The organism is Vreelandella halophytica (genome assembly GCF_968193635.1).
Window position 1 is genome coordinate 943108 of record NZ_OZ309107.1, and the last position, 26792, is coordinate 969899.

Here is a 26792-nt window from a genome sequence, read left to right on the forward strand (position 1 = left end):
CGATCGACACCGCGCACCTTTAAAAAAACGGCCTCGATGGCCCGCTCATATCAAGCGCGGGCCATCGAGGCCATGGCAGCGAAGCGACAACGTATTGGCGCGTTACACCTTCTGGTAAAGCTCGCCGCCTTCCTCGCGGAATTTTTCGGCCTGCGCCTGCATGCCCCGCGCCGCGTCATTTCCCGAGGCGGCGTCACGGTAGGTATCGCGTACTTCCTGGCTTATTTTCATCGAGCAGAACTTCGGCCCGCACATGGAGCAAAAGTGCGCCACCTTGGCGGAATCCTTGGGCAGGGTTTCGTCGTGATAGCTGCGCGCGGTGTCCGGGTCCAGCCCCAGGTTGAACTGGTCCTCCCAGCGGAACTCGAAGCGCGCTTTGGAGAGCGCGTTGTCGCGGCGCTGTGAGGCCGGGTGGCCCTTGGCCAGGTCCGCCGCGTGGGCGGCGATCTTGTAGGTGATGATGCCGGTTTTAACATCCTCCTTGTTGGGCAGCCCCAGGTGCTCCTTGGGCGTCACGTAGCAGAGCATCGCGCAGCCGAACCAGCCGATCATCGCCGCCCCAATGCCGGAGGTAATGTGGTCGTACCCGGGCGCGATATCCGTCACCAGCGGGCCAAGGGTATAGAAGGGCGCCTCGTCGCAGTACTCCAGTTGCTTGTCCATGTTCTCTTTCACCAGGTGCATGGGCACGTGCCCCGGGCCTTCGATCATCACCTGCACGTCGTGCTGCCAGGCGATGTGGGTCAGCTCCCCCAGGGTTTTCAGCTCCGCCATTTGGGCTTCGTCGTTGGCATCGGCAATCGAGCCCGGGCGCAGGCCGTCGCCGAGGGAAAACGCCACGTCGTACTGCTTGCAGATCTCGCAGATCTCCTCGAAGTGGGTATACAGGAAGCTCTCCTGATGATGGTACAGGCACCACTTCGCCATGATGGAGCCGCCGCGGGAGACGATCCCGGTGACGCGGTTGGCCGTCAGCGGCACGTAGTGTAATAAGACGCCCGCGTGAATGGTGAAGTAGTCCACGCCCTGTTCCGCCTGCTCGATCAGCGTGTCGCGAAACACCTCCCAGGTGAGGTTTTCCGCCACGCCGTTGACCTTTTCCAGCGCCTGGTAGATCGGCACCGTGCCGATGGGCACCGGCGAGTTGCGCAGTATCCACTCGCGGGTCTCGTGGATGTTCTGCCCGGTGGAAAGATCCATGATGGTATCCGCGCCCCAGCGGATGCCCCAGGTCATCTTGTCGACTTCCTCCTCGATGGACGAGGTCACCGCCGAGTTGCCCAGGTTGCCATTGATCTTCACCAGGAAGTTGCGCCCGATGATCATCGGCTCGCTTTCCGGGTGGTTGATGTTGTTGGGAATGATCGCCCGGCCGCGGGCCACCTCAGAACGCACGAATTCCGGGGTGATCTCTTCGGGGATGCTGGCGCCGAAGTTCTGGCCCCGGTGCTGGTGGCCTAAAATACGCTCGACCTCGGCATCGCCCAACGCTTGGCGACGCTGGTTTTCGCGGATGGCGATAAACTCCATCTCTGGCGTCACGATGCCTTGGCGGGCGTAGTGTAGTTGGGTCACGTTGTGACCCGCTTTCGCCCGGCGTGGGGTGCGCTTCAAATCGAACCGCAGCTGGGCAAGGGTGGGGTCGTTGGCGCGGCGGTTGCCGTACTCCGAGGTCAATCCTTCCAGAAACTCGGTGTCGTCGCGCTCCTCGATCCACGCCCGGCGCAGCTCCGCCAGGCCCTGGCGCAGGTCGATCTGCGCGGCGGGGTCGGTGTAGGGGCCGGAGGTGTCGTACACCAGCAGCGGCGGGTTTTCTTCATCTACCCCGCTGGTGGTAGTCGGCGACAGGGTGATTTCGCGAAACGGCACGCGAATGTCTGGCCGCGAGCCTTCTATATAGCGCTTGGTGGAGGCGGGCAGCGGCGCGATGGCGGCGGCATCGACTTTGGCGGTTTCGGCCAGAAAGTGGGCTGTTTTCGTCATGGAGGCTCTCCCTTTAGAAAGACTAAATAGAGAGGACGCGCAAAGGGAGGCTGAGGCAGGGTGAGGTTATCTTTAGTTGCTGCCTGTCGCTTGATCCCTACGCTGGTCCTAACCAGATCAGGTTCAACGGGATCAGTGCTGTTGAATCGGCACCATCTCAGCCGGCGTTACCGGCACCCCGTCAAGCGTTACGCGCGGCGACCAGCCGCGCTAAAAGTAGTTTGATGCAGCCACGAGGATGTAGCAAGTGATTAAGGGGTGGCTAATTTTTATTATGGTTATGGTCGCAATTGAATCAAGGCCCGGTTTAAAGTAAGTCAGCATACTGAATAGACGAGCATCCATGATCAGTAATTTCGCGCTTGTAGGCTGGGGCAGTTACCGCCCCTCAAAAAAGCTCTCCTCTTTTGAGCTGGATGAGGAACAGGGGTTTACACCCGGCTGGACCGAGAGCCAGTTTGGTATCGCCGTTCGCCACGTTGCCAGCGGGGCAGAGACCACCTCGAGTATGGCCGCGATTGCGGCTCGCGAGGCATTGGCTCGAGCGGGATGGGGCGAAACGCTGCCGGATGTGATCATTGGCGGGTGTGGCGTGATGGAGCAGCCGATCCCCTCTACGGCCGCGCTGGTACAGCACCAGCTGGGCTTGGGAGATTCCGGCGTGCCCAGTTTCGATGTCAACCAGACCTGCCTCTCGTTTGTGACGGCCCTGGATATTGCCGCCATGGGCATCGCTTGCGGGCGCTGGAAGCGTGTTTTGCTCTTCGCCAGTGATATCGCCTCGGCGGGCCTTAATCCGTATGAGCCTAAAACGCGCGCTATCTTCGGCGACGGCGCAGCGGCGTTGGCGATCGAAGCAAGCGACGATCAGCAGCAGGGGTTATATGGTAGTGCATCGGTTACTCATGGTGCCCACCATGGGCTTGCTCAGCTACGGGCGGGCGGTACGAAGCTGCGCATCGAAGAGGGATTTGAGGCATTGAAAGCTGGCGCCTGCTTCGAGATGGACGCCTTCGGGATTTTCAAGGCGTCCGCCAAAACGCTGCCCGGTGTCATCGGGCAGGCGCTGGACCAGGCCAATATTACTCGCGATGAGCTGGCCTGCGTGGTTTGCCATCAGGCCAGTGCGCCCGGCGTCGAGCATGTGCGGCGGCTCTTTGCGCCGCGTAGCGACAGAGTGGTCAATATCTTTGCGACCACCGGTAACCAGATTGCGGCCTCGATTCCCACCGTACTCGCCCATGCGCTGACCACCGGCGCGGTCAAGGCGGGCGACTATCTTTTACTCTTGGGAACGGCGGCAGGCATCAGCGCCAGTGCCATGGTCTTGCGCGTATGAGCCGACGTCTCTTGATTACCGGCGCCACGGGCGGGCTGGGCATGGCGCTGGTGCGCGAGGCGCTATCGCGCGGACATGTGGTACGCGCCACGGGGCGCTCGCAAGAGGCGGGCAAGGTAATTACCGGCTTGGGTGCCGATTTCGTGGCGGCGGATTTATCACGCCCTCAGGCCAGTCTTTCACCGTTGCTGGATGAGGTCGATAGCGTGATTCATGCCGCCGCTTTGTCGGCCAGTTGGGGTCCCCGAGAGGCTTTTGAGCGCCACAACGTAACGATGACCGAGCGACTACTCGACGCTGCTGCACAAAGCGGGGCAACTCGGTTTGTGTTGGTTTCCTCGCCTTCTATTTTTGCCGCTTATCGCGACCGGCTTCGGATCGATGAACGAAGCCAGCCTGCTGAGCCGCCGCTCAACCACTATGCGCGTACCAAGCTGGCCGCCGAACAATATGTGTTGTCACCTAGACGAGATTCTCTTCACTGCTGCGCTATCCGCCCCCGTGCACTGGTGGGGCCGGGCGATCGTATCATTCTCCCCAAACTCGCCGAGTTGGCTGGTCGCCCAAGGATTCCGCTGCCCAAAGATGGCAGAGCACTTATCGAACTGACCGACCTGCGCGATGCGGCGTGGGCTATCTGTGAAGCCGAGACGCGCGCCCCAGCGCTTATAGGGCGGGCGATCAACATCTCCGGGGGGCAGCCTGTCACGGTGCGCGAAGTGGCGTCTCGGCTGTCCGCTGCACTGGGACAATCCCCGACAATGTTCAACGTACCCGTGAGGGTGGCGCGCGCGATGGCCTGGCTGCAGGAACACTGGGGAGCGCTGGTCGAGACGGAAAAGGAGCCGCTGTTGACGCGCTACAAGCTGGCTACGCTTGCCTATTCGCAAACCTTTGACCTGGAACCTGCCCAGCGTCTACTGGGCTATCAGCCCCGCTTCGATGCCATGGACACTTTACTGACTCAGGCCCGGCAGCTGGCCGGACAGGAGACACCATGATCCGCGTCGGCTTTCGCTGGTTGGCGCGTGGGTTTTGCCGGCACCCTGAAGCCGCGACGCTTTCTGGCGGCCGCTTCAGCCCCGTGGATTTTCCTGCAATGTTGGGTGTTATCGAGCATCCGACGCGTGGTTTGCTGCTTTTCGATACCGGCTACGACCCGGCGTTTTGGGAGGCAACGGCCCCTTTTCCGGAGCGGCTCTACCGCTGGGCAACGCCGGTGGAAGTGGGCACCGAACACGCCTGGCACACCTGGCTTGCCACCCACGGTATCGACGATCGCGATATTACGGCGACCATCATTTCGCACTTTCACGGTGATCACGTGGCCGGTATGTGCCATTTGGCCGAGCGCCCCGTCTACTGTGCCAGGGCCGGGCTGGCCGAGCTGCGCGCGCCGGGGCGCTTCAAGCGGGTTCGCCAAGGACTCCTCCCCGCACTGGTACCCCAAGCCGCGGATGCCAACGCCCGCTTTTTCGAAGAGGCGCCTGCGCTAGCGCTGCCCAGCAGCTTCGCACCCTTTAGCGAGGGGCGCGATATTCTTGGTGACGGCAGTTTGTTGGCCGTCGAGCTGCCCGGGCACTGTGTAGGGCACTGGGGGCTGGCGCTGCGCACCACGGATGATCGGTTCATACTACTCGCCGCCGATGCGGTCTGGTTGGGCAAGTCGATTCTGGAGCGTCGTCCACCGCCCAAGCTTACCACCGCGCTGCTGGGAGATACCCGGTGTTATCGGGCCACCTTTGCAAAACTATGCACGGCAGCCGAGCGCAATAAGGAACTGACCATTTTACCTTCGCACTGCGCCGAGAGCGCGCAACGCTTTCAGGGGCCGTATGCACGCTAGCCATATCGCTGCCGCTTGGCTTCGCACCCGGCGAGCGTTACGTTTGTCGCCTCGCCAGCTAGCGGCAAGGCGTAGCGCTCAATGGCGACAGCTTCAGCCGGTACTGGCGCGCACCCCGGCGCTGACTGATGTCGCTTGGGGAGCGTGGGAGAACGTGCCGATCACTGAGGTAGCGGCGTTGCGTGGTGACTACGGTGCCTGGAACAGCGTTGGCCTGAGCACGTCAGCGCTTTATGCCATGGCCGATGCCGCCGAGCAGGGCTGCGAAACGGGAGCCTTGTCGGCGGGCTGGTCGACCGGGAGCAGCGGTACGGCGCGTGGGCTCTTTTTAGCCAGCTCCCAGGAGCGCGCCGACTATCTTGGTCAGAGCCTTGCGCGGCTGCTGCCCGCCCGGGCGCTGCTGGCCCGCCAGCGGCTGGCCTTGCATCTGCGTGCCAGCAATGCACTCTATAGTGATGTGCAGCGCAAGCGTTTCGTCTTCGGCCATTTTCCCTTGAACGACTCATGCGAGCAGACACGTACCGCTCTGGAGACGTTCGCCCCCACGATTTTGATTGCGCCGCCTCATCGCCTTGTCGCACTGGCCGAGGCGGGCATGGATTTACCGTCGCTACGCCACCTCTTTGTAGGTAGCGAACCGATGGGGGAGGCCGAGCGGGAAACCATTACTCATCAATTGGGTTGCGCCCCTCGGGCGATTTACCAGGCCACTGAAGGTTTTTTAGGCGCCGAGTGCGCCCATGGTCATCTGCACCTGAATGATCATTCGTTGATCATCGAGCTGGAACCGGTGCCCGGCACGCCGGGCTACCGACCCATCATTACCGACTTGCGCCGGGTCAGCCAACCCATTGTGCGTGTGCGCGGCGATGATTATTTGGAGCTGGGTGCGGCTACTTGCCCCTGCGGGTTTGCCGGACGAATTATCCGCCCGCCCCAGGGCCGAGTGAGCGATCTTTGGCGCTTTGGTTCTCATATTGTTACGCCGCCTCAGGTGGTCGCGGCCATGGAGTCCGTGCGGGGGAGCTGCCCGCTATGGCAGGCCGAGGCGTGGCCCGAGCGCGTAGTGCTCCACCTTTCCCCTTGCTGTTCGGCCAGCGATGCCGATCACGCGGCCGCCACGCTCAAGCGTTTGTGCCAACTGCCGGTGCCTGTCGAAGTAACGCATGACTTCAAGGGCTGGCCAGGTCCTAAACGCCGCCGTGTGGTTAGTCATCATGGTTAGGCGTGTGTTGATTACCGGCGCGCGTTCGGTGGCAGCGCTGGAGCTTGCGCGAGACTTTTGTGTTGCGGGCTGGGAAGTGCACATGGCAGACAGCGTCACGGCGAGAATGGCGCGCTGCTCAAGACTGCCCGTCCGGCTGCATCGCCATCCCGCACCTCGTCAGCAGGGCCATGCATTTCGTCAGTGGGTAAGGGTACTGGTCGAGCAGCACGATATAGAGTTAGTGGTACCAACCTGCGAAGAGGTGTTCCATTTGGCCGCCCCCAGCCTGCATGGCTGGTTGGGTGAACGGCTTCTGGCACCTTCGCTTAAGACACTGCGCACGCTCCATGACAAATTGGCCTTCGCTCGACATTGTCAAAAATCGGGGTTACCGGTACCCAACAGCGAGCCGATAGAGAGCGTTGACCAGCTAGCATCTTATCGTGCTACTTGCCATGAGTGGGTATTTAAGCCGTGCTTTAGTCGTTTTGGCGATCAGACATTGATCACCCCAGAGGCGGCTACCTTGGACAAGCAGGTTCCGAGCCCCACGGCCCCCTGGATGGCGCAGGCCTATGTAAGCGGTGAAGAGGCCTGCTTTTACGCCGTTGCCCACCACGGCAAACTCGCTGCCTTCAGCGCTTATCAGTCGGATTGGCGTATGGCCGGCAGCGCCTGCTACGCCTTTGAACCTTTAGAGGCCCCGCGCTACGCGAGGCTTCACACACTGGCCATGGAGTTGGCAGCGAGTAGCAAAATGCATGGTCAGTTCGCCTGCGATGTCATCTTCGATAAGGCTGGCGCGCCTTTTTTGCTTGAGTGCAACCCGCGCGCAACCAGCGGCGTGCACTTGTTTGGGGGAGAGGGGCATCTTGCCCGAAGCATGGGCGATGGCATACCCACGCCCGATAGATCACCCGCTATCCGCTACTTGGGCCCAGCCATGTGGCTGTTTGGGTTGCCGAAAGCGCTCCGCCATGCACGTTTGGCGCACTGGTGGCATTGTGTGCGGGCCGGTAGTGATGCGATTTCTACTCCCCACGACCGCTGGGTACTGATCGGCGCCTTGACCGACGCGGCGGCCTTTGCGATTAGCGGCCTTCTTCACAAACACTCTACCAACGCCGCCACAACCCATGATTTGGAGTGGAACGGCGAGGAGCTGCCCTGATGAGTTTTCCCCAAGCGGTGCTGGATGCGTGGCATCTGGTCGCTTTGTCTCGTGATGTGCCGCGCGGCAAAGTGCGTAAGGTTATGTGTTGCGATACGCCAATAGCGCTATTTCGTACTGATGAGGGTATCGGTGCATTAGTGGATCGCTGCCCTCACCGCAACTACCCGCTCTCCGAAGGACGTGTCACGAACAACACGCTGGAGTGCTCCTACCACGGTTGGCGTTTTGGTCGCGATGGTCACTGCGCCAAGGTACCGGGATGTGAGGTTGAAACCACTTGCGACGCGCGCCTAGCGGCCACGCCACTGCGTGCAGTGGAGCGCCACGGTGGCGTGTTCGTTGCGCTCTCGGAGGCGGCCCCGGCTGAGCCGGAGCTGCCACCAGACCTTGGCAATCCAGCGCTTGATCACTTCTGGTGGCAACAGGGGACCTGGCGTGGGCGCGCCTTTGATGCCATAGAGAACGTGATGGACCCCTTTCATACCAACCATCTGCATCATGGCTTCATTCGCCGCCGCGATAAGCGCTTGCCCGTCGAACTCGTCGTGACCAGCCATGGCAATGGGATCGATATGAAAATAGAGCAGACCCAGCCCGATACAGGTCTGATGTCACGTTTTCTCGAACGCGATCGCTCGCATAGCGTCTCGCGCTACTATCCCCCCACCACGGTACAGGCGCGCTGGGAAGGACAGACGAAGCTGACGCTCTGCGTTACGGCGATTTTTACACCGGCCACCGCGGGTACCTTTACGCCCTTTGCCTGCTTTTCGACGCCCAATGGTATGGCGCCCCATTGGCTCAAGCAGGCTGCCATTCGTCTGTTTCTGGCCCCGGTCGTTGCTCAGGATCGCAAAGCCCTGGAACGACAGCATGAGGTGATGACTCACTTCGGCCAGCCAAAATTCATTTCGGGCCCTGGTGATATTTTAAAAACGCGCCTGCATCGCCTCTGGATGGGCGAAACGCTACCCAAAGGCGAAGACCCGACCGTCAAGGTAATGCTTTAAAACGGAGCATGCGTTGCAGCTACTCCGCCAGCGTTAGCCCCATCTGCCAGAAGTCGATTTCCAGGCGAGTGGCATCGCGAAATATCTTGGTGAGCTCGGCGAAGCGGGCGGGCGAAACTTCTGCCAGGCGGGCGTTCAACCACTCGAGCTCCGCGTGCATCGCCGCTTGGAACTCCTCGCCTTCGTACATGGCAATCCAGGCGTCATAAGGACTATCTGCGCCGCGCAGGGTAAAAGGTTGAGCATTCAGCCAGTTGGCGATTTCGCCGTAGCCGACCAGGCACGGTGCAAGGGCGATATGCAGATCGAGCAGATCGCCCCGGCTGCCGGTATCCAGCACGTAGCGGGTATAGGCCATCGTCGCACGCGCTTCGGGCAGCTTTGCCAGCTCGTCTTCACTAATGCCCCACTCGCGGCAAAAGCCGATATGCAGATCCAGCTCGACATCGACGATGGCTTTCATGCCCTCATGAGCTTGGCGCAGGTCGGCAAGCGTGGGGCTTTTGTAGGCGGCCAGCGCGTAGGCACGGGCAAAGTGAATCAAAAACAGGTAATCCTGCTTCAGGTAGTGGCGAAAGGATTCTTCAGGGAGCGTGGCGTTGCCCAATTGGCGCACGAAGTCGTGCTCGATATAAGCGCGCCAGTCGTTGTGGCAAGCGGTGGTGAGATCGTTAAAGCAGTAGCCCATGTTTCCTCCGGGGGTAGAGATCCGAAGGGCAGGCGAGAAGATCGAGGAAATGGCGGGGAAGGGGGCTTGCGATCATGGTAGAGCCAGCCGGCGCCATCGCTTGATCCCTACGCCGGTACCCGCGCTTTTCCAATAAGCGCATTAGCCGGATCAGGTTCAGCGGGACCCGCGCTTGGAAGCTTTAAGCTCGCCCTGCGCCATCTCAGCCGGATATCACCGGCACCCCGTCAAGCAGTTGTCTTGGCGAGTCTAGGGCTGGGCGGGGGGAGATGCAAGGTGAGATAGCCGAACAATGCCAGATGAGCCAAGCGGCGCCGTTAACCCAACGGGCTTTTCACCCCTGCAAAGTCGTTACCCAGCACATGCGTATATATTTGAGTGGTTTCGACGCTTTTATGCCCCAGCAACGCTTGCAACGTGCGTATGTCTGTCCCTTGGCTAAGCAATTGAGTCGCAAAGCTATGGCGCAAAGAATGGCATGACCCAGGGCGCGTTAAAGACGCCGCGCGCATGGCGTGTTTCACCGCTTTTTGGACGGCAGACGTGTGAATGTGATGGAGCACCACCCGGTTATCAACGTCGAAACAGGGCCTGGTTGAAGGAAAAAGCCACTGCCACGCAAGTGACGTTCCGGCATTGGGATACTTTCGGTCTAGCGCGTAAGGGAGTGACACGGGGATCGCGCCGGTTCCAAGCCGCTTGGCCAGTTGCTGCTCTGCCTGGTAAACCTGGGATTGCAATGACGCTATACAAGACGGGGGTAAGAGCGTCGTACGGTCCTTATCGCCCTTGCCGGAACGTATGGTGATGACTTGTCGTGAAAAATCGAGATCCTTGACCCGCAGACGGCAGGCTTCAGAAACACGTAGCCCGGAGCCATACATAAGCGAAGCGATGAGGTGCATGGAGCCTGTCAGGTGCTCGAAAACACGCATCACCTCTTGATGGGAAAGCACGACCGGTAAACGCTGAGGGCGCTTGGCTCGGCTAAAAGTGCCAATGTCACCCAGTGGTTGTTCAAGTACGTGCCGATACAGGAATACGATGGCATTAAGCGCCTGATTTTGTGTGGCAGCGGCCACGCGCCGCTCAGTTGCGAGATACTCCAGAAACTGCCTGACTTCTTGACCTGCCATCGTGGCTGGGTGGCGTATTCCATGAAAACGAATGAAGAAGCGAATCCAGTAGCAATACGTCTTCTCAGTGCGAAGGCTATAGCGTTTCACCCGCAGGGTAGCCCGGACCCTATCCATTAACTTCATGGCGGCATCCTTTTGCATGAATATTTTATATGTATTTATATACAGTATTATTGAGAATGACAAATCTTGCCAGCACGCGAATTTTGGATAACCAGCCAAAATTTGCTTTGCTAGTAATAGAATCAATGAGGTAGATTTGATCAGAGCGGCTAGATAACCCCAATGAACGTGCCGGCACGTTCATTAAGGTTATGCAGCCGGCTATATAATCACTGTTAGGGCAATGCGCGTCACCTGCATAAATAAATGGAGTTTTTCTTGTTAAGTACAGTTCAAAGTTTTTTACAGATTAAAAAAGAAGTTCCAGATGCTGTTGGCTATGACACCTATGGCCCAATTAGCTTTCCTGTACCAAAGGAATTCAAGGAACTATCTACGGAAAACCACGATGGACTTGATTTTATCAGTCTAACTTCAATTAGGGTCGACAACTACTCTTCCAAAGTACAGAAAGAAATTCGTGTTTTATATACTGGCGATTTTCAGTATCAGCCGATATTTAAATTTCATAGAAGAGATGTCTCCGTAAAATGTGATTTAAAAGGAGGTGAAAAAGAACTCATAATTGAAGAAATACCCCCAAATGAATCAGTTTCTATTGAAATATTTTACCCTTCTAGTGATTTTGAAATCGTTCAAGTGCTGTCAGGAAATAGCGAGATAACGAGCCTGATGCAAAAGCTTGCAGAAGCCAGGCGTCATCCTGAGCTTGCTCGTATGAAATTGATTATGTATGCAACAATCGCATTCGCAACTATATCTATACCTGCAGTCGGTTACTTTTCCTGGCATAAAATCCAGGAAAATGCTCGTATTGAAGCTGCCTACTCAGGTTTTGCTTCATGCTCGCCATCCCTTATGGCGAACCCTTCTGAAAATGAGAAAATGCTTGAACGAAAATTCAACAAACTAACCATGTACTGGCAAAATTATATTTTATCCAGTAACAAGGTATATTCTCTGCAAGAGTTAAAGTTAAAAGATGAGTTGGTTTGGTGTGAGCCAAATCAGCCCTAACAAAGTGCTGCTAGGGACAAACCTACGCTGCGCTTCGGTTTGCCCCAGAGCACGGCGTTAGGCAAAAGAGGGAAAGCTTTGAGTGTAATCGAGCTGACTGAACCAATGGATGACGAGACGTTAAGAACTATCCAATTTTTCCGCGACCGCCTCGCGGAGCTTGAGCGGAACTGGAGTGAGCTTGAAAGCGAAGGATTCACTGTTTCAGGGTGGGTGGGGCATGATTCCGAAGGGAAATTCAACGCTACTGGGATTCCAGTAAGTGTTCACCGCCTGAAAGGGCTTTATATTGATTTTCGCTTTTTTTGGGGTAATGAAGAACCCTCGCATTTCTTCACGATACAAAGGCTTATTGGAAAGCACTGTCGTGAGTCGGGTGCGGTCAAGGCGGCCCTCAAGCACAATAAACAGCAGTGGCAGCGAGCTGGGGCCGGAAAAAAGTGGCATGGTTTGGATACTGAAGAGATGATCCGTGCAATATTCTATGGGTCTATCATCCATCAAGCAGAAGATAAGCAAGCTGCTTTGCAGAATGTTAAATCCGTCCTGTCGGAGCCTGCAGCGCACCATCTTCTAGCCAGTACTATTTGGGCGCGGACATATCCACTTCGGAGTCTTGAGTGGATGCTATCCCCACTTACAAAGGATCAGCAGGTTGTTCAGGTTCCAGATTGCTTTGCCTAACAAGGCCAATCACGGCGACAGCTTTTTCGTTGCGGCTTCGCCTTCACTACAAAGCTGCGCGTGTTGGCGAGCGTTACATTCCTCAGGAGAAAACGTGCAAATCATCGAAGTAGAAAAGCTAGAGAGATATCGTGAACAGCTCGTTAAACTTCTATGCAATTGTGTAGATGATGGAGCTTCAATAGGCTTTATTGCTCCACTTTCAATATCTGAAGCTGATGAATACTGGAAAAGCGTTGAGAATGACTTATCTGACAGTTCAAAAGTAATGTTTTTGGCTCAAGATAAAGGTCAGGTAATCGGTACAGTTCAGCTTTCTTTATGCAAAAAGAAAAACGGGCTTCACCGTGCTGAAGTTGAAAAGCTGATGGTTCACACAAGTGCCCGTGGCAAGGGAGCCGGTAAAGCTCTAATGCTTGAGCTTGAAGATAAGGCCAAAAGCATAAAGAAGTCATTATTGGTTCTTGATACTCGTAAAGGTGATGTGGCATCCAGTTTGTATGAAGCTATAGGCTATCAACTTGCTGGCGAAATTCCTGAGTTTGCCTCTAACTCTGATGGTGGCTTTGACTCAACACTCTATTACTATAAAAAAACCGGAATGTAACAAGAAATTCCAAGTGACGCCTACGGCGCACCTGAATTTGGCGTTAGCTGAATGAGGATCAACTGTGCAGCTTGGAAAACTTGATCAGTGGCTTGATGGTCTGCTGAAAGAAGATGACCTCCTTGTTGGCGAGTTGCAAGTGCCGTTCTTGCGACAGAAAGAGCCAATTGAGATCTGCTTTATTGGCCAAGAGCGAATGGTTACGGATAGTCAGCTGGATACGTTGAGGGGCTATCTTGAACGGCTCGATGCGGTTCATCAGCAAACGCTTGAGCGTATTTTTACCGACTACCAAGCGGGCGCAGATTCCTATCGAAAAGCATTTCAAGAGTGGGGTGAAGACCCTGACGAAAATGTCCCGCTCGTCCGATCAGTAGAAGGCTTGGCTCCTTTGCTACTGTATCAGAGCCTATTTATCCCCTCTTGGAGGGAAATCGGTACCTTCGGTATGGGCTTTTGGACAAAGTGGGAGGTCGAACATGGTGTCGGGATCAAGTTTGAGAGATGGCAACTATCCGAAGCGGGAGAAAACGCTATTCATTTTCAGTTCGAGTGAACCAGCAGCTAACAATCGCAGGCACAGGGACAAAGCTTCCGCTGCGCTCCAACTTTGCCCGTGCTGCGGGCGTTAGGGCGAAAGGAGATCCCGGAGTATATGGAAAATGTAGAGATACCAGATGAAGCGACACAAGCACAGTCAGTCGTTGAAGGTGTGCTTGGTGATTCGATTATCGGTATTTATCTCTTCGGCTCTGCCATCGTTGGTGGTTTAAAGCGCGACAGCGACGTAGATATCTTGGTTGCAGTCTCTAACGCGCCTACCTTTGAGCAAAGAAAGGCCTTGGTATCTCAGTTAATGAGCGTATCCGGCGCAATTGGGAATCTACAAGCTATCAGGCCGCTAGAGTTAACTGTGATGACGGTTTCTGATGTCGTGCCTTGGCAATTCCCGCCTCGGGCTGAGTTTGTATACGGTGAGTGGTTGCGAGAGGAGTTTGAGGCCGGAAGTGTTCCGGAACCAGTCCGCGATCCTGATCTTGCAGTTGTTTTGAAGAAAATAATCGATAACAGCCTGCCGCTGTATGGGGTCTATGCTGAAGAGCTGTTCGATCCGGTGCCAATGAGTGACATCCGACGGGCAATCCATGATTCTTTGCCCACTCTTCTGGCTGAGGCAACGGGAGATGAACGCAATGTCGTTCTGACCTTGTCGCGTATGTGGCTGACCGCTGCTACCGGCGATATTGCTCCAAAAGATGCGGCTGCTGAGTGGGCGGAAAAGCAAGCATCCCCTGATCACGCAATGCTATTGAGGTATGCGCGGGATGGCTATCTGGGAAAGATTGAGGATCGATGGGATGAGAAGCAGGAGGATTTCGAGGCACTTGTTTCTTATATTAAAGAATCTATTGAGGAGTGCCTTGATGCCTCGTAGGGAGAAAAGCCCTAACAATCACAGGCACAGGGACAAATTTTCCGCTGCGCTACAAATTTGCCCGTGCTGTGGGCGTTAGTTCATCAAGGAGAATCAACTGTGACCTTATCGACGATCCTTTTATTCATACCAGCGAGCTTTGCTTTAAACATGGCTCCTGGGCCAAATAACCTTCTTTCAATGGCAAACGCCAAACGTTACGGGATCAAGGCAGCCTGTTGTGCTGGCATTGGTCGGCTTGTCGCGTTTGTGGGTATGATTACTCTTGCAGCAACAGGCCTGGCAACAGTGCTGTATACGTCGGAGAAGTTATTTCTTGTTATAAAAATCGCCGGCGGACTATATCTGCTTTGGCTGGCTTTCCAGCTTTGGACAGCAGACACGACTGGTGCCGATGATGAGTCACCGGCGGGTAAAAACCTGCTCCAATTGGCGAAGCAAGAATTTCTTTTGGCGGCTGGTAACCCAAAGGCCATTTTGATTTTTACGGCCTTTCTTCCTCAGTTTGTCGATCCTTCAGGCTCAGTAGGATTTCAGTTCTTGGTTTTGGGTGCTCTTTTTCTTATGCTTGAATGGATCGCGATAGGCACCTACGCCTTCTTTGGCAAGATGTTGCGGCACTGGTTTTCTCGTCCGGCTATGCGTCAACTGTTCAATAGGATCTGTGCTGGATTTCTTGGGAGCGCCGGGGTCGGACTGCTACTGGCTCGCCGTGAGTGAACTAACCAGCCGTGTAAGGCGGACGTCCCTGACGGGCCGCCGCTTCGCTCAGCGTTATATTTCAAGGATGACTGTGTGATGGTTTTGAAAGTTGGTGTGGCTCAGATTTCATCCGAAAGTGGAGGGATCGACCGAAACTTGGAGGCTCATATAAATGCCATCGAGGTAGCCGCACGGTGCAATATCTCTTTTCTTACGTTCCCAGAGCTTTCCCTTATAGGCTATGAGCCTGAGCTATCGCAGGCACTCGCGATCTCAGTTAATGATCGCCGACTCGAACCATTGCAGCTCGCCGCTCGGGAGCATGGTTTGGTTGTCGTTGCTGGAGCCGCGATTGCTACAGGAGCCCTTCCGCAGATCGGCTCTTTTATTTTTTTGCCAGACGGAGGAATTCGCACGTATGCGAAGATGCATCTGCATCCTGGAGAAGAAAAATACTTTTCAGTTGGTACGAGTTACGAACTAGTCTCCGTAGGCGACAGCACAATAGCCAACGCCATTTGTGCAGACACAAATGTCACGGAACATGTGAGCGGCTGCGTCGAAAAGGGCGCAAAAATCTATATCTCAGGCGCGATGATAACTCGTAATGGGTACGTCAAAGATACAGAAGTATTGAAGAGCTACGCTCGGAACTATGGAATCTTGGTAGCGATGGCTAATCAAAACTCGCGTTCAGGCGGTGGGCAACCTTGCGGGAAAAGTGCTATCTGGACTCCATCTGGCTTGCTTGCTCTAGCCAATGAGAGCCAGTCAGCCATTGTCGTTGCACAGAACACATCGGCGGGCTGGTCTGGGGAAGTTATTGAAATATAACAAGTGCAGGCACGGCGACGCCCTTTACATTGCGCCTTCGGCTCCATTCCAAGGGCGCGCATGCTGCAAGCGTTAGGTGTGATATAGAGATGAAATTTCCAAAGTTTGCTACCCACTACTATTTACCTGAGAGTGGTCCGTTTCGGAGCCTTTCAGAGCTTTCTGCCGGATCAGAAGACCCCGTGTTCCTAAATCTTCTGACTCGTCATCAGCGTGATCCCAATTATCGACGTCGCTATGGCAGGAACTACATTGAAGTCCGCAGTAAGATTGAAGCTAGGCTGCGTGAACTCTTTATTGCGCAAGGAGGTAAGCCACGCCGCCGTCACCCCTTTTATCTAGTGCTTGGAGAATCTCCTTGGTTTCGTGACCTTAATGCTAATCAAAGTGAGTTGAAAATTCCTCTTTCGGAGCTTGACCCTGTAACAACGTCCTTAACTTACCCTGATAGTTTTATTGCTCTATCCCGAGAAGACAAGCCTTATTACAACCAAGTGTTTCTGCTCAACGAGATGAGTGACCTCGTTACACGATTCGGGATTCCTGAAAATGATCACGTGGTTCCTTATGACCGATATTGGGAAACAGATTTTGAGCTCTATATTGAGGTGCAACTATGGGATATCCCACCTGGATTTAAAGCCTAACAATGCAAGTCAAGGCGACGGCTTTTCCGTTCCGGCTTCGCCTACACATCAAAGCTGCTCTTGCTTGCGGCGTTAGATTTTTGTGTGCCAACTAGGAATGAGCAACGTATAAAATATGAATAAAGGGCTTGAGAAATTAGTCAATCATCCTTGGATGAAGTCTATTCAAAGGCTTCAAAAACAGACCAATATTACTGCATTGGCACTCCAAGAATCTGAAGCCATGCGTTCAATCAGAAAGCTAAATGAATCTAACAACTTAGCTTCGTTAGCATTTAATGAGTCGGAGCTTATGAAATCTGCGCGCATGGTTACAGAAAGTAGTAATTTGGCATCGCTCGCACTCCGTGAGTCAGATGCCATGAGATCAATCAGAGAGTTAACTGAATCGAGTCGCTTTGCTGCACTGGCATTGCAAGAATCAGAAACATTGAAATTATTTAGATCTATTGCAGGATCGACTCGATTGTCTGCTATTGCATTCCAGCAATCGGAAGCATTTAAGCATATATCACAGCTAAGAAATCTCGCATCATTTAAAGCTTTATCCAACTTGGATAACTCGCCGTTTTTTGAAAGCTCAGCTTTAGCTTTTTCTCCTGAAATGGAATTTTCAGAAGCTATTGATGAATCCCTTATAGAAATAGATGCGGAAATAAGTGAAGAAGTATCTTCGGTAACTGATTTTAATGCTCTCTCGGAAAATACAAAGAGAGTTTTACTTTACCTGTACCATACTTATTTTATTCCTGTTGTTTTAAGTTGTCTGGCTACTTATGTAATGACAAATGCAATTGAGGCCAGAAAAGAGACTGCTGCTATAACCACGCCGTCAGAGGCCAAAGCTTTTGTTAGGGAGTCGACTGAAACTTTCGATCGTGCTGCTCTAAAAGGGTTTCGTGTTATTACTGCTAACACCCTGAAATTTAGAGGAAGTCCAGGAGTGAAATCTGAAATAGTCACAACTCTACCGGTTGGAACATTGGTCGAAGTTATTGATAAGTCAGACCGATCATGGCTTCTAGTTGAGGTTGAAATTGACGGTGTTCTTGAGCAGGGCTGGATCTCTAGACGTTACACAGCTTACTTTAAATAAATCTAACAAAGCGCCTCTGTCGGATAAACTTTCCGCTGCGCTACAAGTTTGCCGCAGAGCGCGGCGTTATACGGAGCGTTCGTCTTGACGTACGTACCTTAAGGCGTACACTTCCCATGAGGCAACATATAGGAGGTGCGTCATGACCGCAATTACCGCCACTGAGGCGCGCAGTAATCTTTACCGGTTGATCGACGAGACCGCCGAGTCCCATCAGCCCATCGCGATTACGGGTAAGCGAAACAATGCCGTGCTGGTATCGGAAGAGGATTGGTCGGCCATTCAGGAAACACTGTACCTGCTCTCCGTGCCGGGTATGCGGGAGTCGATTCGTGAGGGGATGGACACTCCGGTGGATGAATGCGATGAGGAACTGAACTGGTGACATGGAGGTTGGTTTACACCAGGCAGGCGCAGAAGGATGCCAAAAAGCTGGCTTCTAGCGGCCTCAAGCCTAAAGCCCAGGAACTTCTAGCATTGATAGCGGAAGATCCCTACCGCAAACCGCCCCCATTCGAGAAACTCGTTGGTGATCTTGCTGGGGCGTATTCGCGCCGCATTAATATTCAGCATCGTTTGGTCTACCAGGTGCTTGAAGATGAGCGAGTGATCAAAGTGCTAAGGCTTTGGAGCCACTACGAATAATGAATCATCAGACGATGTTGCCGAATATTTCTCTAACGCTTTGCGGCTTTTACAGATTGGATCTTGCTCCGGGCGTTTGATCCACAAACGCCCGAAGTAGGGGCTATCCTCTGTACTGGCGCTGCCCCAGCCGACCTAGCGCCATCAACACCCCAAACTGAACCACCAGCCCCGCGACCAACAGGACCCACACCGATTCCACCATCATCGAGGCTACATAAAGCAGCCCGCTGATGCTGGCAGGTACCAGTGCGTAGGGAATTTGCGTGCGCACGTGTGCGATATGATCCGAGCCTGCGAAGATCGAGGCCATCACCGTGGTGTCGGAAATGGGCGAGCAGTGGTCGCCGAAGATCGAACCGGAGAAGATCGCGCCGATGGCCATGCTGACCAGCGCCATGTCACCGCCGGAAAGCTCGAACGCCAGGGGCACGGCAATTGGCGTGAGAATCGCCATCGCACCCCAGGAGCTGCCGGTGGCGAACGAGATCACCATGGCGATCAGAAAGATCAGCAGCGGCAGCAGCGCGGGCGAGAGCCAGTCGCGAGTGGCATCGATCACGTGCTCGCCGGTGCCCAGCGCCCCGGTCACGGTGCCGATGCTCCAGGCCAGTACCATGATCACCAGGGCCGGCAGCATGGTACGAAACCCGGCCAGCAGCGTCTCTTCGCAATCTTTCAACGTCTGGCGCTGAAGAAGCGCCATGACCATGCCGGTGCCCACCATGGCGAACGCCGCCCAGGAGAGCGCCACGCTCACGTCGGTCTCCTCCAGCGCGTCCATGATCGTCGCCCCTTCGGCGCCGCCGCCGGTGTACCAGAGCCCCCAGCAAGCCACGCTAATCAGCACCACCAGCGGCAGCAGAAAGTGCCAGAGTCGCCCGCGGCCTTCGGGCACCTCGCCCAGGTCCGCATTCACGTTGGAAAGCGGCGTATCGCCGGGGGCGACCAGCTCACCGGTCTGCTCGGCGCGGCGCTGGGCTTTCGCCATGGGGCCGAAATCCCCGGCCAGCAGAATCATCGGCACTGAAGCCAGGCAGAGCAGGGCGTAGAAGTTCCAGGGAATCGACAGTAGAAAGAGGCGGTAGGGCTCCGCCGAGGCAAAGCTTAAGCCCACCAAGGCACCGGCAATTAGTGAAACCTGATAGCCGATCCAGTCCGATACCGGGCCCAAGGTGGCCATCGGGGCGGAGGTCGCGTCCATCACCCAGGCAAGCTTCTCCCGGGACTGGCGTTGGCGGGCGGTCAAATCACGGGTGGCGTTACCCACGATGACCGAGTTCACGTAGTCGTTGAAAAATATCACCATGCCCAGCGCCCAGGTCAACAGCAGGGAGGCGCGGCCGGAGTGAATGCGCTTGGCAAGCGCCCGGGCCAGCGCCTGGGAGCCTCCAGTGCGGTGCATGAAGGCCGCACCGGCACCCAGCAGGGCGACCAGCACCAGAAAGCGGGCGTTCCATTCGTCGGTCATCACCTCGGCGAACCAGTCAAAGGTCTGGCCCACGGCGGCAATAGGGTTGCCCGCCACCAGCCAGCCGCCGATCCAGATACTAACGAACAGCGAAACGTTCACGCGTCGGGTAGCGAGGGCCAGCGCCACGGCGGCGATGGGCGGGAGTAGGGAAATGAGGGCGTCCATGCGATAGCGTCCTGTCGTTGTACTTCTTTTTATTGTTAGCACGCAAAGCATGATGTTTGCAAAGCTGAAGGTGGCCGCACAAAAGCGGGGGATCTTGATCGCTGTTTTATTGGTTGAGTGTCGAGTGCAGTTTGGTCGGTATGCCAGAAGCTTTGCTTCGCGCCGGTTTTGCCTCCGGTGTTAACATGCTTAATAGAAATAAGCATGACGGAAAAACATGGTGCAACCCGGGCTGATCATGACGAGGATAACTGCTTCAGAAAAGCTGATATTGCGACACTTTGGCCCCGAAGATATCGCTTCGATTTTCGCAAGCTATACGGGCGACTCTGAGTCAGCAAAATATCTTGCGAGGCAGCCCCATGCTAGTCTCGAGCAAACTGAACAAATGCTGCAGCGGCTTTCAACCCCGCAGAGCCTGACGTTGACAGGTAAATGTATTTGGGTGATCGAAGCGGTCGAAGAAGAAAAGCCGATAGGATTGTTAACGGCCATACAGCGTGATGAGAGCATGGAACTTCACTTCGGTATCGGCGCCCCGTTTAGAAGCCGAGGGTATGCAACAGAGACGCTGTCACTCGCAGCTCGTTACTTTCTCATGACCGGGCAGGCAAAAAGCATTACTTCTTTCACGGACGTGGAAAACGCTGCGGCGTAACGCGCTTTGGTCAAAGCCGGGTTCGTGTTTACTGAAAGCGCCGAGAGCGTTTACAAGGCGCCGCAGTTGGCTGGGGAATACAGAGATGTTTACCGTTACCGATTCATGATTGGACAGAGACAAGAAAGCTAACATGTGCACCCAACGGTGGCTGTCGGCTTCAGCGACAAGCTCGATGAGGTGTCGCGCCACGCTCCCTGCATATCTCCATGGCTTGCCCCAGGCTATTGAAGCGTCCGCCGAGGATTTCAGGGAAGCAAGGCGGCATGGATTTTTCGCTCAACGCTATCACGTGGTTCGGCCCAAGGCGCTGCCGCACGTATGCGTTTTTTCCTCCATAAAGTGAGCCGCCCAGGCCCCGCCGACGACTATCCCAAAATCTGCGGATTCAACTGCCAGGTACTCCAGGTCAAGGCGCAGGCGAGCCCCACCCAAGCCAGATAAGGCACCAGCAACACCCCGGCCAGTGGCTGAAGGCGCCAGAACATCACCAGCGTGATCAAAATCAGTACCCACAGCGCCACGACGCCAATAAATGCGATCATGCCCAACTGCCACACGAAGTAGAGCCAGGTCCAAAGGGCGTTGAGCGCCAGTTGTACCAGGAACATCGTGAGGGCCGGGCGGTGGCGGGGTTCGCGCCAAGCAAGCCAGGCGGCGATGCCCATCAGGCCGTAAAGCGTCGTCCACATCGGCCCGAATAGCCAGGCCGGCGGCGCCCAAGCGGGTTGTTGGAGCGACTCGTAAAAGTCGGCCGCATTGATAGAAGCCACGGCGGCGATGCCAGCGGCGATATAGGCTACTATCAACCAGCTGATGAGACCTAAAGTCTGTTGCTTGCGGGAAATCGCGCGCATGGGAGTGCCTGCTAAAGTTGGGAAAATTGTTTCAATGGTAATGCAGCATGGCAGGCTCGGCCATGGCTGATAACGCGTGGCCCTTTCGCGTACAATTTACCGGCAGCGCTTCGGCTTAATCATCAAGCTCAGCTTTTCTCAGCTCAAAAGGCTACTCTGTTAAAATAGGTTATTGGTCGCCTGAACGCTTTGAATAGGGCGTTTGGAATAAACACCGGGAATGACTTGATGAACCATCCGCAACTCAACGACCCCTTGCACGGTTTGACCCTTGAAACGATAGTGACTCGTCTGGTCGAGCATTACGGCTGGGAAGGCCTGTACGAAAAAATCCGCATCAATTGTTTTTATAATGATCCTTCGGTCAAGTCTTCGCTTAAATTCCTGCGCAAAACGCAGTGGGCGCGGGATAAAGTAGAAGCGCTGTATATCGCTACGTTCAGCAAGTAATACGCTCTGCCATGTTCTGATCAGGAATATTCGTGGCATAAGGCGTTGGGCTGCGTTTCTGGCTACTTTGGGGCCACCAGTGCTGCTGACTCATGGATGACGTAACGATCAAGACAAGGAGCCGCCAATGGCACTGCATTACCGCTCAGCAAGTCTGGATGATCTGGAGAGTTTGGTCGCCTTGCTTGCTGCCGACCCGTTGGGACGCCAGCGTGAAGATATATCCATGCCCCTGAACGAGTCTTACATCGAGGCGTTCAAGGCCATCGCGGCCGATCCAAATAATCTTCTGCTGGTCGCGGAGCTGGAGGGGCAGTTGGCCGGTATGCTTCAACTGACGTTTACCCCGTATCTGACACAACAAGGCCGTTGGCGTGCTTCAATCGAAGGCGTCAGAATCCATGAGGCGTTTCGGGGACAAGGGTACGGCGAGAAGATGTTCGCGCATGCCATCGCGCTGGCCAAAGAGAAGGGCTGTCATGTCCTTCAGCTCGCAAGCGACAAGCAGCGCCCTGATGCCATCCGATTCTACGAGAAGATAGGTTTCAAAGCCACCCATGAAGGGTTCAAGCTCGTGCTGTGAAGCGTTGATTGATAAGGTCTTTTAGTCGAGGAATACGGCATTAAGGCAGTGTCTTTCAAGCGTAATTTACAGCAAGCTATTCAATCAAACACAAGCCCAAGGGTTTTGATCATGACCGGTGAATGCCTCTGCGGTGAGGTGAAGTTCGAAATCGAGGGAAAACTTCCCAATTTCTATCAGTGCCACTGCTCTTTATGCCGAAAAACGACCGGCTCCACTGCCAATACGGCGACATTTGTTAGCAAAGCGCATTTTCGCTGGGTGGCCGGTCAGGCTAGTATCCGCTCTTTTCAGCGATCCACGGGCTATCGCAATGACTTCTGCTCGCTATGTGGTAGCTCGGTGCCCAACAAGCTGCGCGATACGGATTTGATGTGGGTGCCCGCAGGCTTGCTGGATGAAACAATCACCTCTCGCTTGGCCGTTCACCTCAACTTAACTTCGGCTGCTGCGTGGGCACAGGAGGCACCCGAGTGCATCCGGCTGGAGGGGGCTTGTGATAGTTTGGAATCTCTCAATAGAGCACTTCAGCGGTAAGCTGGCCAGGGGACACTAAAATGCTAAAACACGTCGGCGGCGTTGCAATTCAGCCCAAGCATAAAGCAACGTGCCACTGCGGCAAGATCGAACTGGAACTGGATTTGCCTGAAGGCCTGGTCGAACCCAAGCGTTGCAACTGCTCTATCTGCGCGCGTAGAGGAGCGGTGATGGCTTACGTGCCGCTGGATGGGCTGCGCATCGTGAAGGGTACCGAGCACCTTACGCTGTATCAGTTCAATACCCGGGTGGCGAAGCACTACTTTTGCTCGACCTGCGGTATCTATACCCATCATCAATCGCGTTCGCACCCCGACAGGTACGGCTTCAACGTGGCCTGCCTCGAGGGCGTTAATCCATTCGAGTTAGAGAATGTGCCGGTCGATGATGGCATTCACCATGAATTGGATCGTTAACGTCGACACTTGAAACAACGTGCCCTGATGTCTAATACGTAATACTGCCATACTCACCCTGTGACTCATTCCATGGACGAAAGGAAAAGCATCATGACACCAGGCCCTATTTTTACTCGCACATTATTGGCAAGCGGTATTAGCGCCGCGCTGGCCATCGGCGCGGTTGGCAGCGCCGCCGCCGAGGACGCACCGACATTCGACGGCGAGCTCTCCGGTTTCGAATACGCCTACCCGGTCGAGCGGTTCGAGTTCGAATCCCAGGGCCAGGCGTTGCAAATGGCCTACCTCGATGTTCAGCCTGAAGAGGGCAGCGCCAACGGTCGCACCATGGTGCTCATGCACGGCAAGAACTTCTGCGCGGGTACGTGGGAGGCCACCATCGAAGCGCTGGTGGACGAAGGGTATCGGGTTATCGCACCGGACCAGATCGGCTTTTGCAAATCGACCAAGCCCGAACACTACCAGTTCAGCTTTCATCAGCTAGCGGCCAACACCCATGCACTGCTTGAAGAGCTGAGCGTAGATAAAGCCACCGCCATGGGGCACTCCATGGGCGGCATGCTGGCGACGCGCTTCGCGCTGATGTATCCGGATCAAACCGAGCAGCTGGTGCTGGTCAACCCGATTGGTCTGGAGGACTGGAAAGCCCTCGGCGTGCCGTATCAAAGCATCGATGACGGGTATGAAAGCGAGCTCGAAACCACTGCGGAGGGTATTCGTGAGTATCAGCAAAGCACCTACTACGTGGATACCTGGGAGCCGGAATACGACCGCTGGGTCGAGATGCTGGCGGGCATGTACGAAGGCGAAGACGGCGAGCTGGTCGCCTGGAACCAGGCGCTGACCTCGGACATGGTCTTCACCCAGCCGGTCGTGCACGAATTTGGCGAGCTCGAGGTGCCCACACTTTTGCTGATCGGCGAGCAGGACAACACCGCCATTGGCAAAGGCCGCGCTACTGAAGAAGTTCAGGAAACACTGGGCCACTACGACATACTGGGCGAGCAGGCGCGCGATGCGATCCCGAAGGCAACCCTGGTCGAATTCCCCGAGCTTGGCCACTCGCCACAGATTCAGGCCCCCGAGCGTTTTCATGAAGCGCTGCTCGAAGGGGTGAATCAGCCGTAGTCGTGAGCGTTGGCGCCAGTGCTGACATGCGCTGGCGCTTCGAGTCTCTGTAAAGCTTTATCCCATCGAGGAGCTTGAACCATGACGATTCAGTGTCGGCCTGCCAGCTCAAGCGACATCCCCGCAATGCGTTTACTGTTGGCGCAACTGGGCTACTCCTTCGATGAGTCCGCCCTGGTGCCCATGATCGCCGAGATACGCAGTCGGGAGGGTGAAGTGTTTGTCGCGGTAACGCACGGCACGGTCGTCGGCTGTATCAATGTCATCGTGGATGTGCGGCTGGCGGAGGGGAAATGCGGCGAGGTGGCGAGTTTGGTGGTCTCCGCTGATCATCGCGGGCAGGGAGTTGGCCACCAGCTGTTAGCGCATGCCCAGGAGTGGCTGAGTGAGCGGGTCAACACAATGCGCATTCGCGCCAATGTCACTCGACACGAAGCCCACGGCTTCTATCTTTCGGCAGGCTTCACCGTGGCCAAGGAGCAGAAGGTCTTTACAAAAGCGCTCGGCTACCAGGATAAAGAGGGCTAGCGGCGTCTACTGGTGGGCCATTGCTTGTCGAGGCGGCTTGGATACCGCTAACGAAGGCATGGAAAACGGACACCCCCCAACACGGCGCTAAAGCCGTGTTGGGGGGTGGCTATATGGGATTATTCGACCTCGTCTTCAGCCTCGAGCTCCATGGCATTACGCAGCGTGAAGAACAGATCGGTCTGATCCGTTAGCCCGGTCACGTTGGCGGCCTGGGGGCCGTAGGCGGCAATGCGTAGCTGCGCGCCGGTATGACCCTGTGAGTCGGTTTCGGAGTTGCCGTAGCTGACGGCCATCACCGCGTCGTCTTCGGTATTAAGCGCCAGCGTCAGGCCGGGCGCTTCGGCGTCCGGGTAGACGATCTGGCTGGAGTGGGCGTGGTCGGCGGTGACCACGACCAGCGTGTTGCCGTCTTCGCGGGCAAAGGCCAGCGCTTGTTGCACGGCTTCATCGAGATCTACGGTTTCACCAATCTGGCCGCAAGGGTTGGCCGCATGCGCCTCTTTGTCTATCGACGCGCCTTCTACCTGCAGGAAAAAGCCTTCGTCGTTCTCCTTGAGTAGGTCAATGGCCGTGGCGGTCATGTTCGCAAGTGTCGGGATCGTATCGTTACGCTCCGGGTTGACCTCGCAGGTCACCGCCGGGTTGTCGAGGTTGCCGTGGTAGCTCGCTTGAGGGCCATTCCAGCGCACCGGCATATTGCCCGGTGCAAACAGGCCCAGCAGCGGCTGATCCTGATTGGCGGCGCTGACGGCGGAAAGCTCTTCCATGTTACTGACCATTTGGTAGCCGCGGGCTTCGGCCTGCTCGCGCAGGGTTTGTCCTTCCCACTCGCCGGCGCCGGCCACTTCGTCGAAGGTTTCGGCACCGCCGCCCAGGGTTACGTCCGGGCGGGTTTCGAGTAGCTGCTCGGTGATCGACCCCGCGCCGCCATTTTCCAGGGCGTTTTCGGGGCACTCTTCCAGTGTACGGACCGGGCCATAGCATTTGCGCGCGCTCACATGGGCGAAGAGCACCGCCGGCGTGGCATCCTGTATTTCGGCGCTCGAGACATCGCCGGTGGCCTTGCCCGCACGTTTGGCAAGTTCCAGCAGCGTGGTCTGGGGGTTGCCGTCGATATCGACGCTGATCGCGCCGTTATAGGTTTTGGTGCCGGTCGCCCAGGCGCTGCCGGAGGCCGCCGAGTCGGTTACGTAGTCCGGCTTGCCGGTGTCTCTGTCCAGCGCGTAGTGGGTGTACTGGCCGGTGAAGGGCAGGGCGTCGATGCCCTCGAAAAAGCCGCCGGCGCCGAGCGCGTAGTTACGCGCGACGGTGATTTCGGAATCGCCCATGCCGTCGCCAATCAGCAGAATGACATTCTTGGCCGTACCGCCAGCAATCGCGTCGAGCAGCTCGTCGGTGATATCGCCGCTTAGGCGGCGAGCGCCGCCGTGCTGATTCAACTCCCCCTGCGCCTGGCGCTGCATCAGCGCGGAAGCCTCCGCGGGTGAATCCGACGCCTGGGCGAAACCCGCGTTGGAAAGGAGAAGCGTGGCACTGGCGACAGCAAGGCGTAAAGGAGTCGTGGACATGGCAAGGGCCTCTATATGTAAGGGTTTTATGATATAAGGTTCAATAAGAGTGCCCCGCCAATGTGACGATTGAATGACGAGCGAGTTTGGGGTGTGTGGGTTGTCGCCATGGAAGGGCAAAGAGCAAAACAGGAGGAAAAGCGAACGCATAGAAGGCGGGTTAGCGTTAGATGGCCCACTGGCTTGGGTCGTTGAAATCGAGGCGCTGGGCACTGTTGTATTACCGCCGCGCATTGCCGGCAAAGT

Annotated in this window: 30 protein-coding genes and 2 riboswitches; of the genes, 24 read left to right on the forward strand and 6 right to left on the reverse strand. The window is 55.8% G+C overall.

Annotated elements, in window-relative coordinates; all coding sequences use genetic code 11:
• Positions 1 to 102 precede the first annotated feature (102 nt).
• Positions 103 to 1983, reverse strand: a complete 1881-nt coding sequence (thiC, locus tag ACWHXT_RS04405) for a phosphomethylpyrimidine synthase ThiC (RefSeq protein WP_447957391.1) — start codon at positions 1981 to 1983, stop codon at positions 103 to 105.
• Between the two features lie 77 nt (positions 1984 to 2060).
• Positions 2061 to 2174: riboswitch (TPP riboswitch) on the reverse strand.
• A 152-nt stretch (positions 2175 to 2326) separates the two neighbouring features.
• Between thiC and ACWHXT_RS04410 the strand changes: the two genes are divergently transcribed.
• Genes ACWHXT_RS04410 through ACWHXT_RS04435 form a run of 6 tightly spaced genes read left to right on the forward strand, consistent with a single transcriptional unit; the run spans position 2327 to position 8559 of the window.
• Positions 2327 to 3322 (forward strand): 3-oxoacyl-[acyl-carrier-protein] synthase III C-terminal domain-containing protein, encoded by a 996-nt coding sequence (locus ACWHXT_RS04410; RefSeq protein WP_447957392.1) that lies wholly within the window; start codon positions 2327 to 2329, stop codon positions 3320 to 3322.
• Positions 3319 to 4323: an NAD-dependent epimerase/dehydratase family protein gene (locus ACWHXT_RS04415; protein ID WP_447957393.1), complete on the forward strand. Its 1005-nt coding sequence runs from the start codon at positions 3319 to 3321 to the stop codon at positions 4321 to 4323. The genes ACWHXT_RS04410 and ACWHXT_RS04415 overlap by 4 nt, the downstream gene beginning before the upstream one ends.
• A complete protein-coding gene (locus ACWHXT_RS04420; RefSeq protein WP_447957394.1) occupies positions 4320 to 5168 on the forward strand; it encodes an MBL fold metallo-hydrolase in 849 nt (282 codons plus the stop codon). Before ACWHXT_RS04415 ends, ACWHXT_RS04420 begins: the two co-directional genes overlap by 4 nt.
• Before the next feature lie 43 nt (positions 5169 to 5211).
• A complete protein-coding gene (locus tag ACWHXT_RS04425; RefSeq protein ID WP_447957395.1) occupies positions 5212 to 6393 on the forward strand; it encodes a hypothetical protein in 1182 nt (393 codons plus the stop codon).
• A gap of 4 nt (positions 6394 to 6397) precedes the next feature.
• Positions 6398 to 7546 carry an ATP-grasp domain-containing protein gene (locus ACWHXT_RS04430; protein ID WP_447957396.1) on the forward strand — a complete coding sequence of 383 codons (1149 nt, stop codon included), beginning with the start codon at positions 6398 to 6400 and terminating at the stop codon, positions 7544 to 7546.
• The gene (locus ACWHXT_RS04435) at positions 7546 to 8559 is read left to right on the forward strand and encodes a Rieske 2Fe-2S domain-containing protein (protein WP_447957397.1); all 1014 of its coding nucleotides are present in this window, start codon (positions 7546 to 7548) and stop codon (positions 8557 to 8559) included. The genes ACWHXT_RS04430 and ACWHXT_RS04435 overlap by 1 nt, the downstream gene beginning before the upstream one ends.
• Positions 8560 to 8578: 19 nt before the next feature.
• Here the strand turns inward: ACWHXT_RS04435 and tenA are convergent, their stop codons facing one another.
• Together tenA and ACWHXT_RS04445 are read right to left on the reverse strand one after the other, a co-directional pair.
• A complete protein-coding gene (tenA, locus tag ACWHXT_RS04440; protein WP_447957398.1) occupies positions 8579 to 9247 on the reverse strand; it encodes a thiaminase II in 669 nt (222 codons plus the stop codon).
• An 87-nt stretch (positions 9248 to 9334) separates the two neighbouring features.
• A riboswitch (TPP riboswitch) is annotated at positions 9335 to 9484 on the reverse strand.
• Between the two features lie 80 nt (positions 9485 to 9564).
• On the reverse strand, positions 9565 to 10509 hold the full coding sequence (locus ACWHXT_RS04445; RefSeq protein WP_447895379.1) for an integron integrase: 945 nt from the start codon (positions 10507 to 10509) through the stop codon (positions 9565 to 9567).
• Positions 10510 to 10767: 258 nt separating this feature from the next.
• Between ACWHXT_RS04445 and ACWHXT_RS04450 the strand changes: the two genes are divergently transcribed.
• From ACWHXT_RS04450 to ACWHXT_RS04500, 11 genes are all read left to right on the forward strand, one after another.
• Positions 10768 to 11526, forward strand: coding sequence for a hypothetical protein (locus ACWHXT_RS04450; protein ID WP_447957399.1), 759 nt, complete (start codon positions 10768 to 10770; stop codon positions 11524 to 11526).
• Between the two features lie 78 nt (positions 11527 to 11604).
• A complete protein-coding gene (locus tag ACWHXT_RS04455; RefSeq protein ID WP_447957400.1) occupies positions 11605 to 12210 on the forward strand; it encodes a hypothetical protein in 606 nt (201 codons plus the stop codon).
• 94 nt (positions 12211 to 12304) lie between these two features.
• Complete coding sequence (locus ACWHXT_RS04460; protein ID WP_447957401.1) at positions 12305 to 12817, forward strand: N-acetyltransferase family protein; 513 nt, start codon at positions 12305 to 12307, stop codon at positions 12815 to 12817.
• Between the two features lie 64 nt (positions 12818 to 12881).
• Positions 12882 to 13373: a DUF6985 domain-containing protein gene (locus ACWHXT_RS04465; RefSeq protein WP_447957402.1), complete on the forward strand. Its 492-nt coding sequence runs from the start codon at positions 12882 to 12884 to the stop codon at positions 13371 to 13373.
• 99 nt (positions 13374 to 13472) lie between these two features.
• Positions 13473 to 14252 (forward strand): aminoglycoside adenylyltransferase family protein, encoded by a 780-nt coding sequence (locus ACWHXT_RS04470; protein WP_447957403.1) that lies wholly within the window; start codon positions 13473 to 13475, stop codon positions 14250 to 14252.
• Between the two features lie 99 nt (positions 14253 to 14351).
• On the forward strand, positions 14352 to 14972 hold the full coding sequence (locus ACWHXT_RS04475; protein WP_447926819.1) for a LysE family translocator: 621 nt from the start codon (positions 14352 to 14354) through the stop codon (positions 14970 to 14972).
• Positions 14973 to 15050: 78 nt separating this feature from the next.
• On the forward strand, positions 15051 to 15788 hold the full coding sequence (locus tag ACWHXT_RS04480) for a carbon-nitrogen hydrolase family protein (RefSeq protein ID WP_447958006.1): 738 nt from the start codon (positions 15051 to 15053) through the stop codon (positions 15786 to 15788).
• Positions 15789 to 15877: 89 nt separating this feature from the next.
• Positions 15878 to 16435, forward strand: coding sequence for a hypothetical protein (locus ACWHXT_RS04485; RefSeq protein WP_447957404.1), 558 nt, complete (start codon positions 15878 to 15880; stop codon positions 16433 to 16435).
• Between the two features lie 115 nt (positions 16436 to 16550).
• Positions 16551 to 17531, forward strand: a complete 981-nt coding sequence (locus ACWHXT_RS04490) for an SH3 domain-containing protein (RefSeq protein WP_447957405.1) — start codon at positions 16551 to 16553, stop codon at positions 17529 to 17531.
• A 142-nt stretch (positions 17532 to 17673) separates the two neighbouring features.
• Positions 17674 to 17916: a type II toxin-antitoxin system Phd/YefM family antitoxin gene (locus ACWHXT_RS04495; protein WP_447555587.1), complete on the forward strand. Its 243-nt coding sequence runs from the start codon at positions 17674 to 17676 to the stop codon at positions 17914 to 17916.
• Positions 17913 to 18176 (forward strand): Txe/YoeB family addiction module toxin, encoded by a 264-nt coding sequence (locus ACWHXT_RS04500; protein WP_447957406.1) that lies wholly within the window; start codon positions 17913 to 17915, stop codon positions 18174 to 18176. Before ACWHXT_RS04495 ends, ACWHXT_RS04500 begins: the two co-directional genes overlap by 4 nt.
• 103 nt (positions 18177 to 18279) lie before the next feature.
• Here the strand turns inward: ACWHXT_RS04500 and ACWHXT_RS04505 are convergent, their stop codons facing one another.
• Complete coding sequence (locus ACWHXT_RS04505) at positions 18280 to 19815, reverse strand: Na+/H+ antiporter NhaC family protein (protein WP_447957407.1); 1536 nt, start codon at positions 19813 to 19815, stop codon at positions 18280 to 18282.
• A gap of 217 nt (positions 19816 to 20032) precedes the next feature.
• Between ACWHXT_RS04505 and ACWHXT_RS04510 the strand changes: the two genes are divergently transcribed.
• Positions 20033 to 20473 (forward strand): GNAT family N-acetyltransferase, encoded by a 441-nt coding sequence (locus ACWHXT_RS04510; protein WP_447957408.1) that lies wholly within the window; start codon positions 20033 to 20035, stop codon positions 20471 to 20473.
• Between the two features lie 368 nt (positions 20474 to 20841).
• On the opposite strand, the gene ACWHXT_RS04515 is transcribed toward ACWHXT_RS04510, so the two are convergent.
• Positions 20842 to 21330: a TspO/MBR family protein gene (locus ACWHXT_RS04515; protein ID WP_447957409.1), complete on the reverse strand. Its 489-nt coding sequence runs from the start codon at positions 21328 to 21330 to the stop codon at positions 20842 to 20844.
• Positions 21331 to 21558: 228 nt separating this feature from the next.
• On the opposite strand from ACWHXT_RS04515, the gene ACWHXT_RS04520 reads away from it, so the two are divergent.
• The 6 genes from ACWHXT_RS04520 to ACWHXT_RS04545 all read left to right on the forward strand — a co-directional run bounded on the left by ACWHXT_RS04520 (position 21559) and on the right by ACWHXT_RS04545 (position 24975).
• Entirely contained in the window at positions 21559 to 21780 is a 222-nt protein-coding gene (locus ACWHXT_RS04520; protein WP_447957410.1) for a VF530 family protein, read from the forward strand.
• A 127-nt stretch (positions 21781 to 21907) separates the two neighbouring features.
• Entirely contained in the window at positions 21908 to 22363 is a 456-nt protein-coding gene (locus ACWHXT_RS04525) for an N-acetyltransferase family protein (RefSeq protein ID WP_447957411.1), read from the forward strand.
• Positions 22364 to 22474: 111 nt separating this feature from the next.
• The gene (locus ACWHXT_RS04530; RefSeq protein WP_447957412.1) at positions 22475 to 22900 is read left to right on the forward strand and encodes a GFA family protein; all 426 of its coding nucleotides are present in this window, start codon (positions 22475 to 22477) and stop codon (positions 22898 to 22900) included.
• 20 nt (positions 22901 to 22920) lie between these two features.
• Entirely contained in the window at positions 22921 to 23316 is a 396-nt protein-coding gene (locus ACWHXT_RS04535; protein WP_447957413.1) for a GFA family protein, read from the forward strand.
• Between the two features lie 93 nt (positions 23317 to 23409).
• The gene (locus tag ACWHXT_RS04540; protein ID WP_447957414.1) at positions 23410 to 24447 is read left to right on the forward strand and encodes an alpha/beta fold hydrolase; all 1038 of its coding nucleotides are present in this window, start codon (positions 23410 to 23412) and stop codon (positions 24445 to 24447) included.
• 81 nt (positions 24448 to 24528) lie between these two features.
• Positions 24529 to 24975, forward strand: coding sequence for a GNAT family N-acetyltransferase (locus ACWHXT_RS04545; protein ID WP_447957415.1), 447 nt, complete (start codon positions 24529 to 24531; stop codon positions 24973 to 24975).
• Positions 24976 to 25094: 119 nt separating this feature from the next.
• Here ACWHXT_RS04545 and phoA read toward each other — a convergent pair whose 3' ends face one another.
• Positions 25095 to 26546 carry an alkaline phosphatase gene (gene phoA, locus ACWHXT_RS04550; protein WP_447957416.1) on the reverse strand — a complete coding sequence of 484 codons (1452 nt, stop codon included), beginning with the start codon at positions 26544 to 26546 and terminating at the stop codon, positions 25095 to 25097.
• Positions 26547 to 26792: the final 246 nt, after the last annotated feature.

Bases quoted from the DNA above. Each gene is read 5' to 3' on its own strand.
- tenA (WP_447957398.1), bottom strand. From the start codon at position 9,247: ATGGGCTACTGCTTTAACGATCTCACCACCGCTTGCCACAACGACTGG.
- phoA (WP_447957416.1), bottom strand. From the start codon at position 26,546: ATGTCCACGACTCCTTTACGCCTTGCTGTCGCCAGTGCCACGCTTCTC.
- ACWHXT_RS04525 (WP_447957411.1), top strand. From the start codon at position 21,908: ATGGCACTGCATTACCGCTCAGCAAGTCTGGATGATCTGGAGAGTTTG.
- ACWHXT_RS04435 (WP_447957397.1), top strand. From the start codon at position 7,546: ATGAGTTTTCCCCAAGCGGTGCTGGATGCGTGGCATCTGGTCGCTTTG.
- ACWHXT_RS04415 (WP_447957393.1), top strand. From the start codon at position 3,319: ATGAGCCGACGTCTCTTGATTACCGGCGCCACGGGCGGGCTGGGCATG.
- ACWHXT_RS04470 (WP_447957403.1), top strand. From the start codon at position 13,473: ATGGAAAATGTAGAGATACCAGATGAAGCGACACAAGCACAGTCAGTC.
- ACWHXT_RS04520 (WP_447957410.1), top strand. From the start codon at position 21,559: ATGAACCATCCGCAACTCAACGACCCCTTGCACGGTTTGACCCTTGAA.
- thiC (WP_447957391.1), bottom strand. From the start codon at position 1,983: ATGACGAAAACAGCCCACTTTCTGGCCGAAACCGCCAAAGTCGATGCC.
- ACWHXT_RS04495 (WP_447555587.1), top strand. From the start codon at position 17,674: ATGACCGCAATTACCGCCACTGAGGCGCGCAGTAATCTTTACCGGTTG.
- ACWHXT_RS04485 (WP_447957404.1), top strand. From the start codon at position 15,878: ATGAAATTTCCAAAGTTTGCTACCCACTACTATTTACCTGAGAGTGGT.
- ACWHXT_RS04545 (WP_447957415.1), top strand. From the start codon at position 24,529: ATGACGATTCAGTGTCGGCCTGCCAGCTCAAGCGACATCCCCGCAATG.
- ACWHXT_RS04420 (WP_447957394.1), top strand. From the start codon at position 4,320: ATGATCCGCGTCGGCTTTCGCTGGTTGGCGCGTGGGTTTTGCCGGCAC.
- ACWHXT_RS04540 (WP_447957414.1), top strand. From the start codon at position 23,410: ATGACACCAGGCCCTATTTTTACTCGCACATTATTGGCAAGCGGTATT.
- ACWHXT_RS04510 (WP_447957408.1), top strand. From the start codon at position 20,033: ATGGTGCAACCCGGGCTGATCATGACGAGGATAACTGCTTCAGAAAAG.
- ACWHXT_RS04515 (WP_447957409.1), bottom strand. From the start codon at position 21,330: ATGCGCGCGATTTCCCGCAAGCAACAGACTTTAGGTCTCATCAGCTGG.
- ACWHXT_RS04445 (WP_447895379.1), bottom strand. From the start codon at position 10,509: ATGAAGTTAATGGATAGGGTCCGGGCTACCCTGCGGGTGAAACGCTAT.
- ACWHXT_RS04530 (WP_447957412.1), top strand. From the start codon at position 22,475: ATGACCGGTGAATGCCTCTGCGGTGAGGTGAAGTTCGAAATCGAGGGA.
- ACWHXT_RS04410 (WP_447957392.1), top strand. From the start codon at position 2,327: ATGATCAGTAATTTCGCGCTTGTAGGCTGGGGCAGTTACCGCCCCTCA.
- ACWHXT_RS04490 (WP_447957405.1), top strand. From the start codon at position 16,551: ATGAATAAAGGGCTTGAGAAATTAGTCAATCATCCTTGGATGAAGTCT.
- ACWHXT_RS04535 (WP_447957413.1), top strand. From the start codon at position 22,921: ATGCTAAAACACGTCGGCGGCGTTGCAATTCAGCCCAAGCATAAAGCA.
- ACWHXT_RS04505 (WP_447957407.1), bottom strand. From the start codon at position 19,815: ATGGACGCCCTCATTTCCCTACTCCCGCCCATCGCCGCCGTGGCGCTG.
- ACWHXT_RS04480 (WP_447958006.1), top strand. From the start codon at position 15,051: ATGGTTTTGAAAGTTGGTGTGGCTCAGATTTCATCCGAAAGTGGAGGG.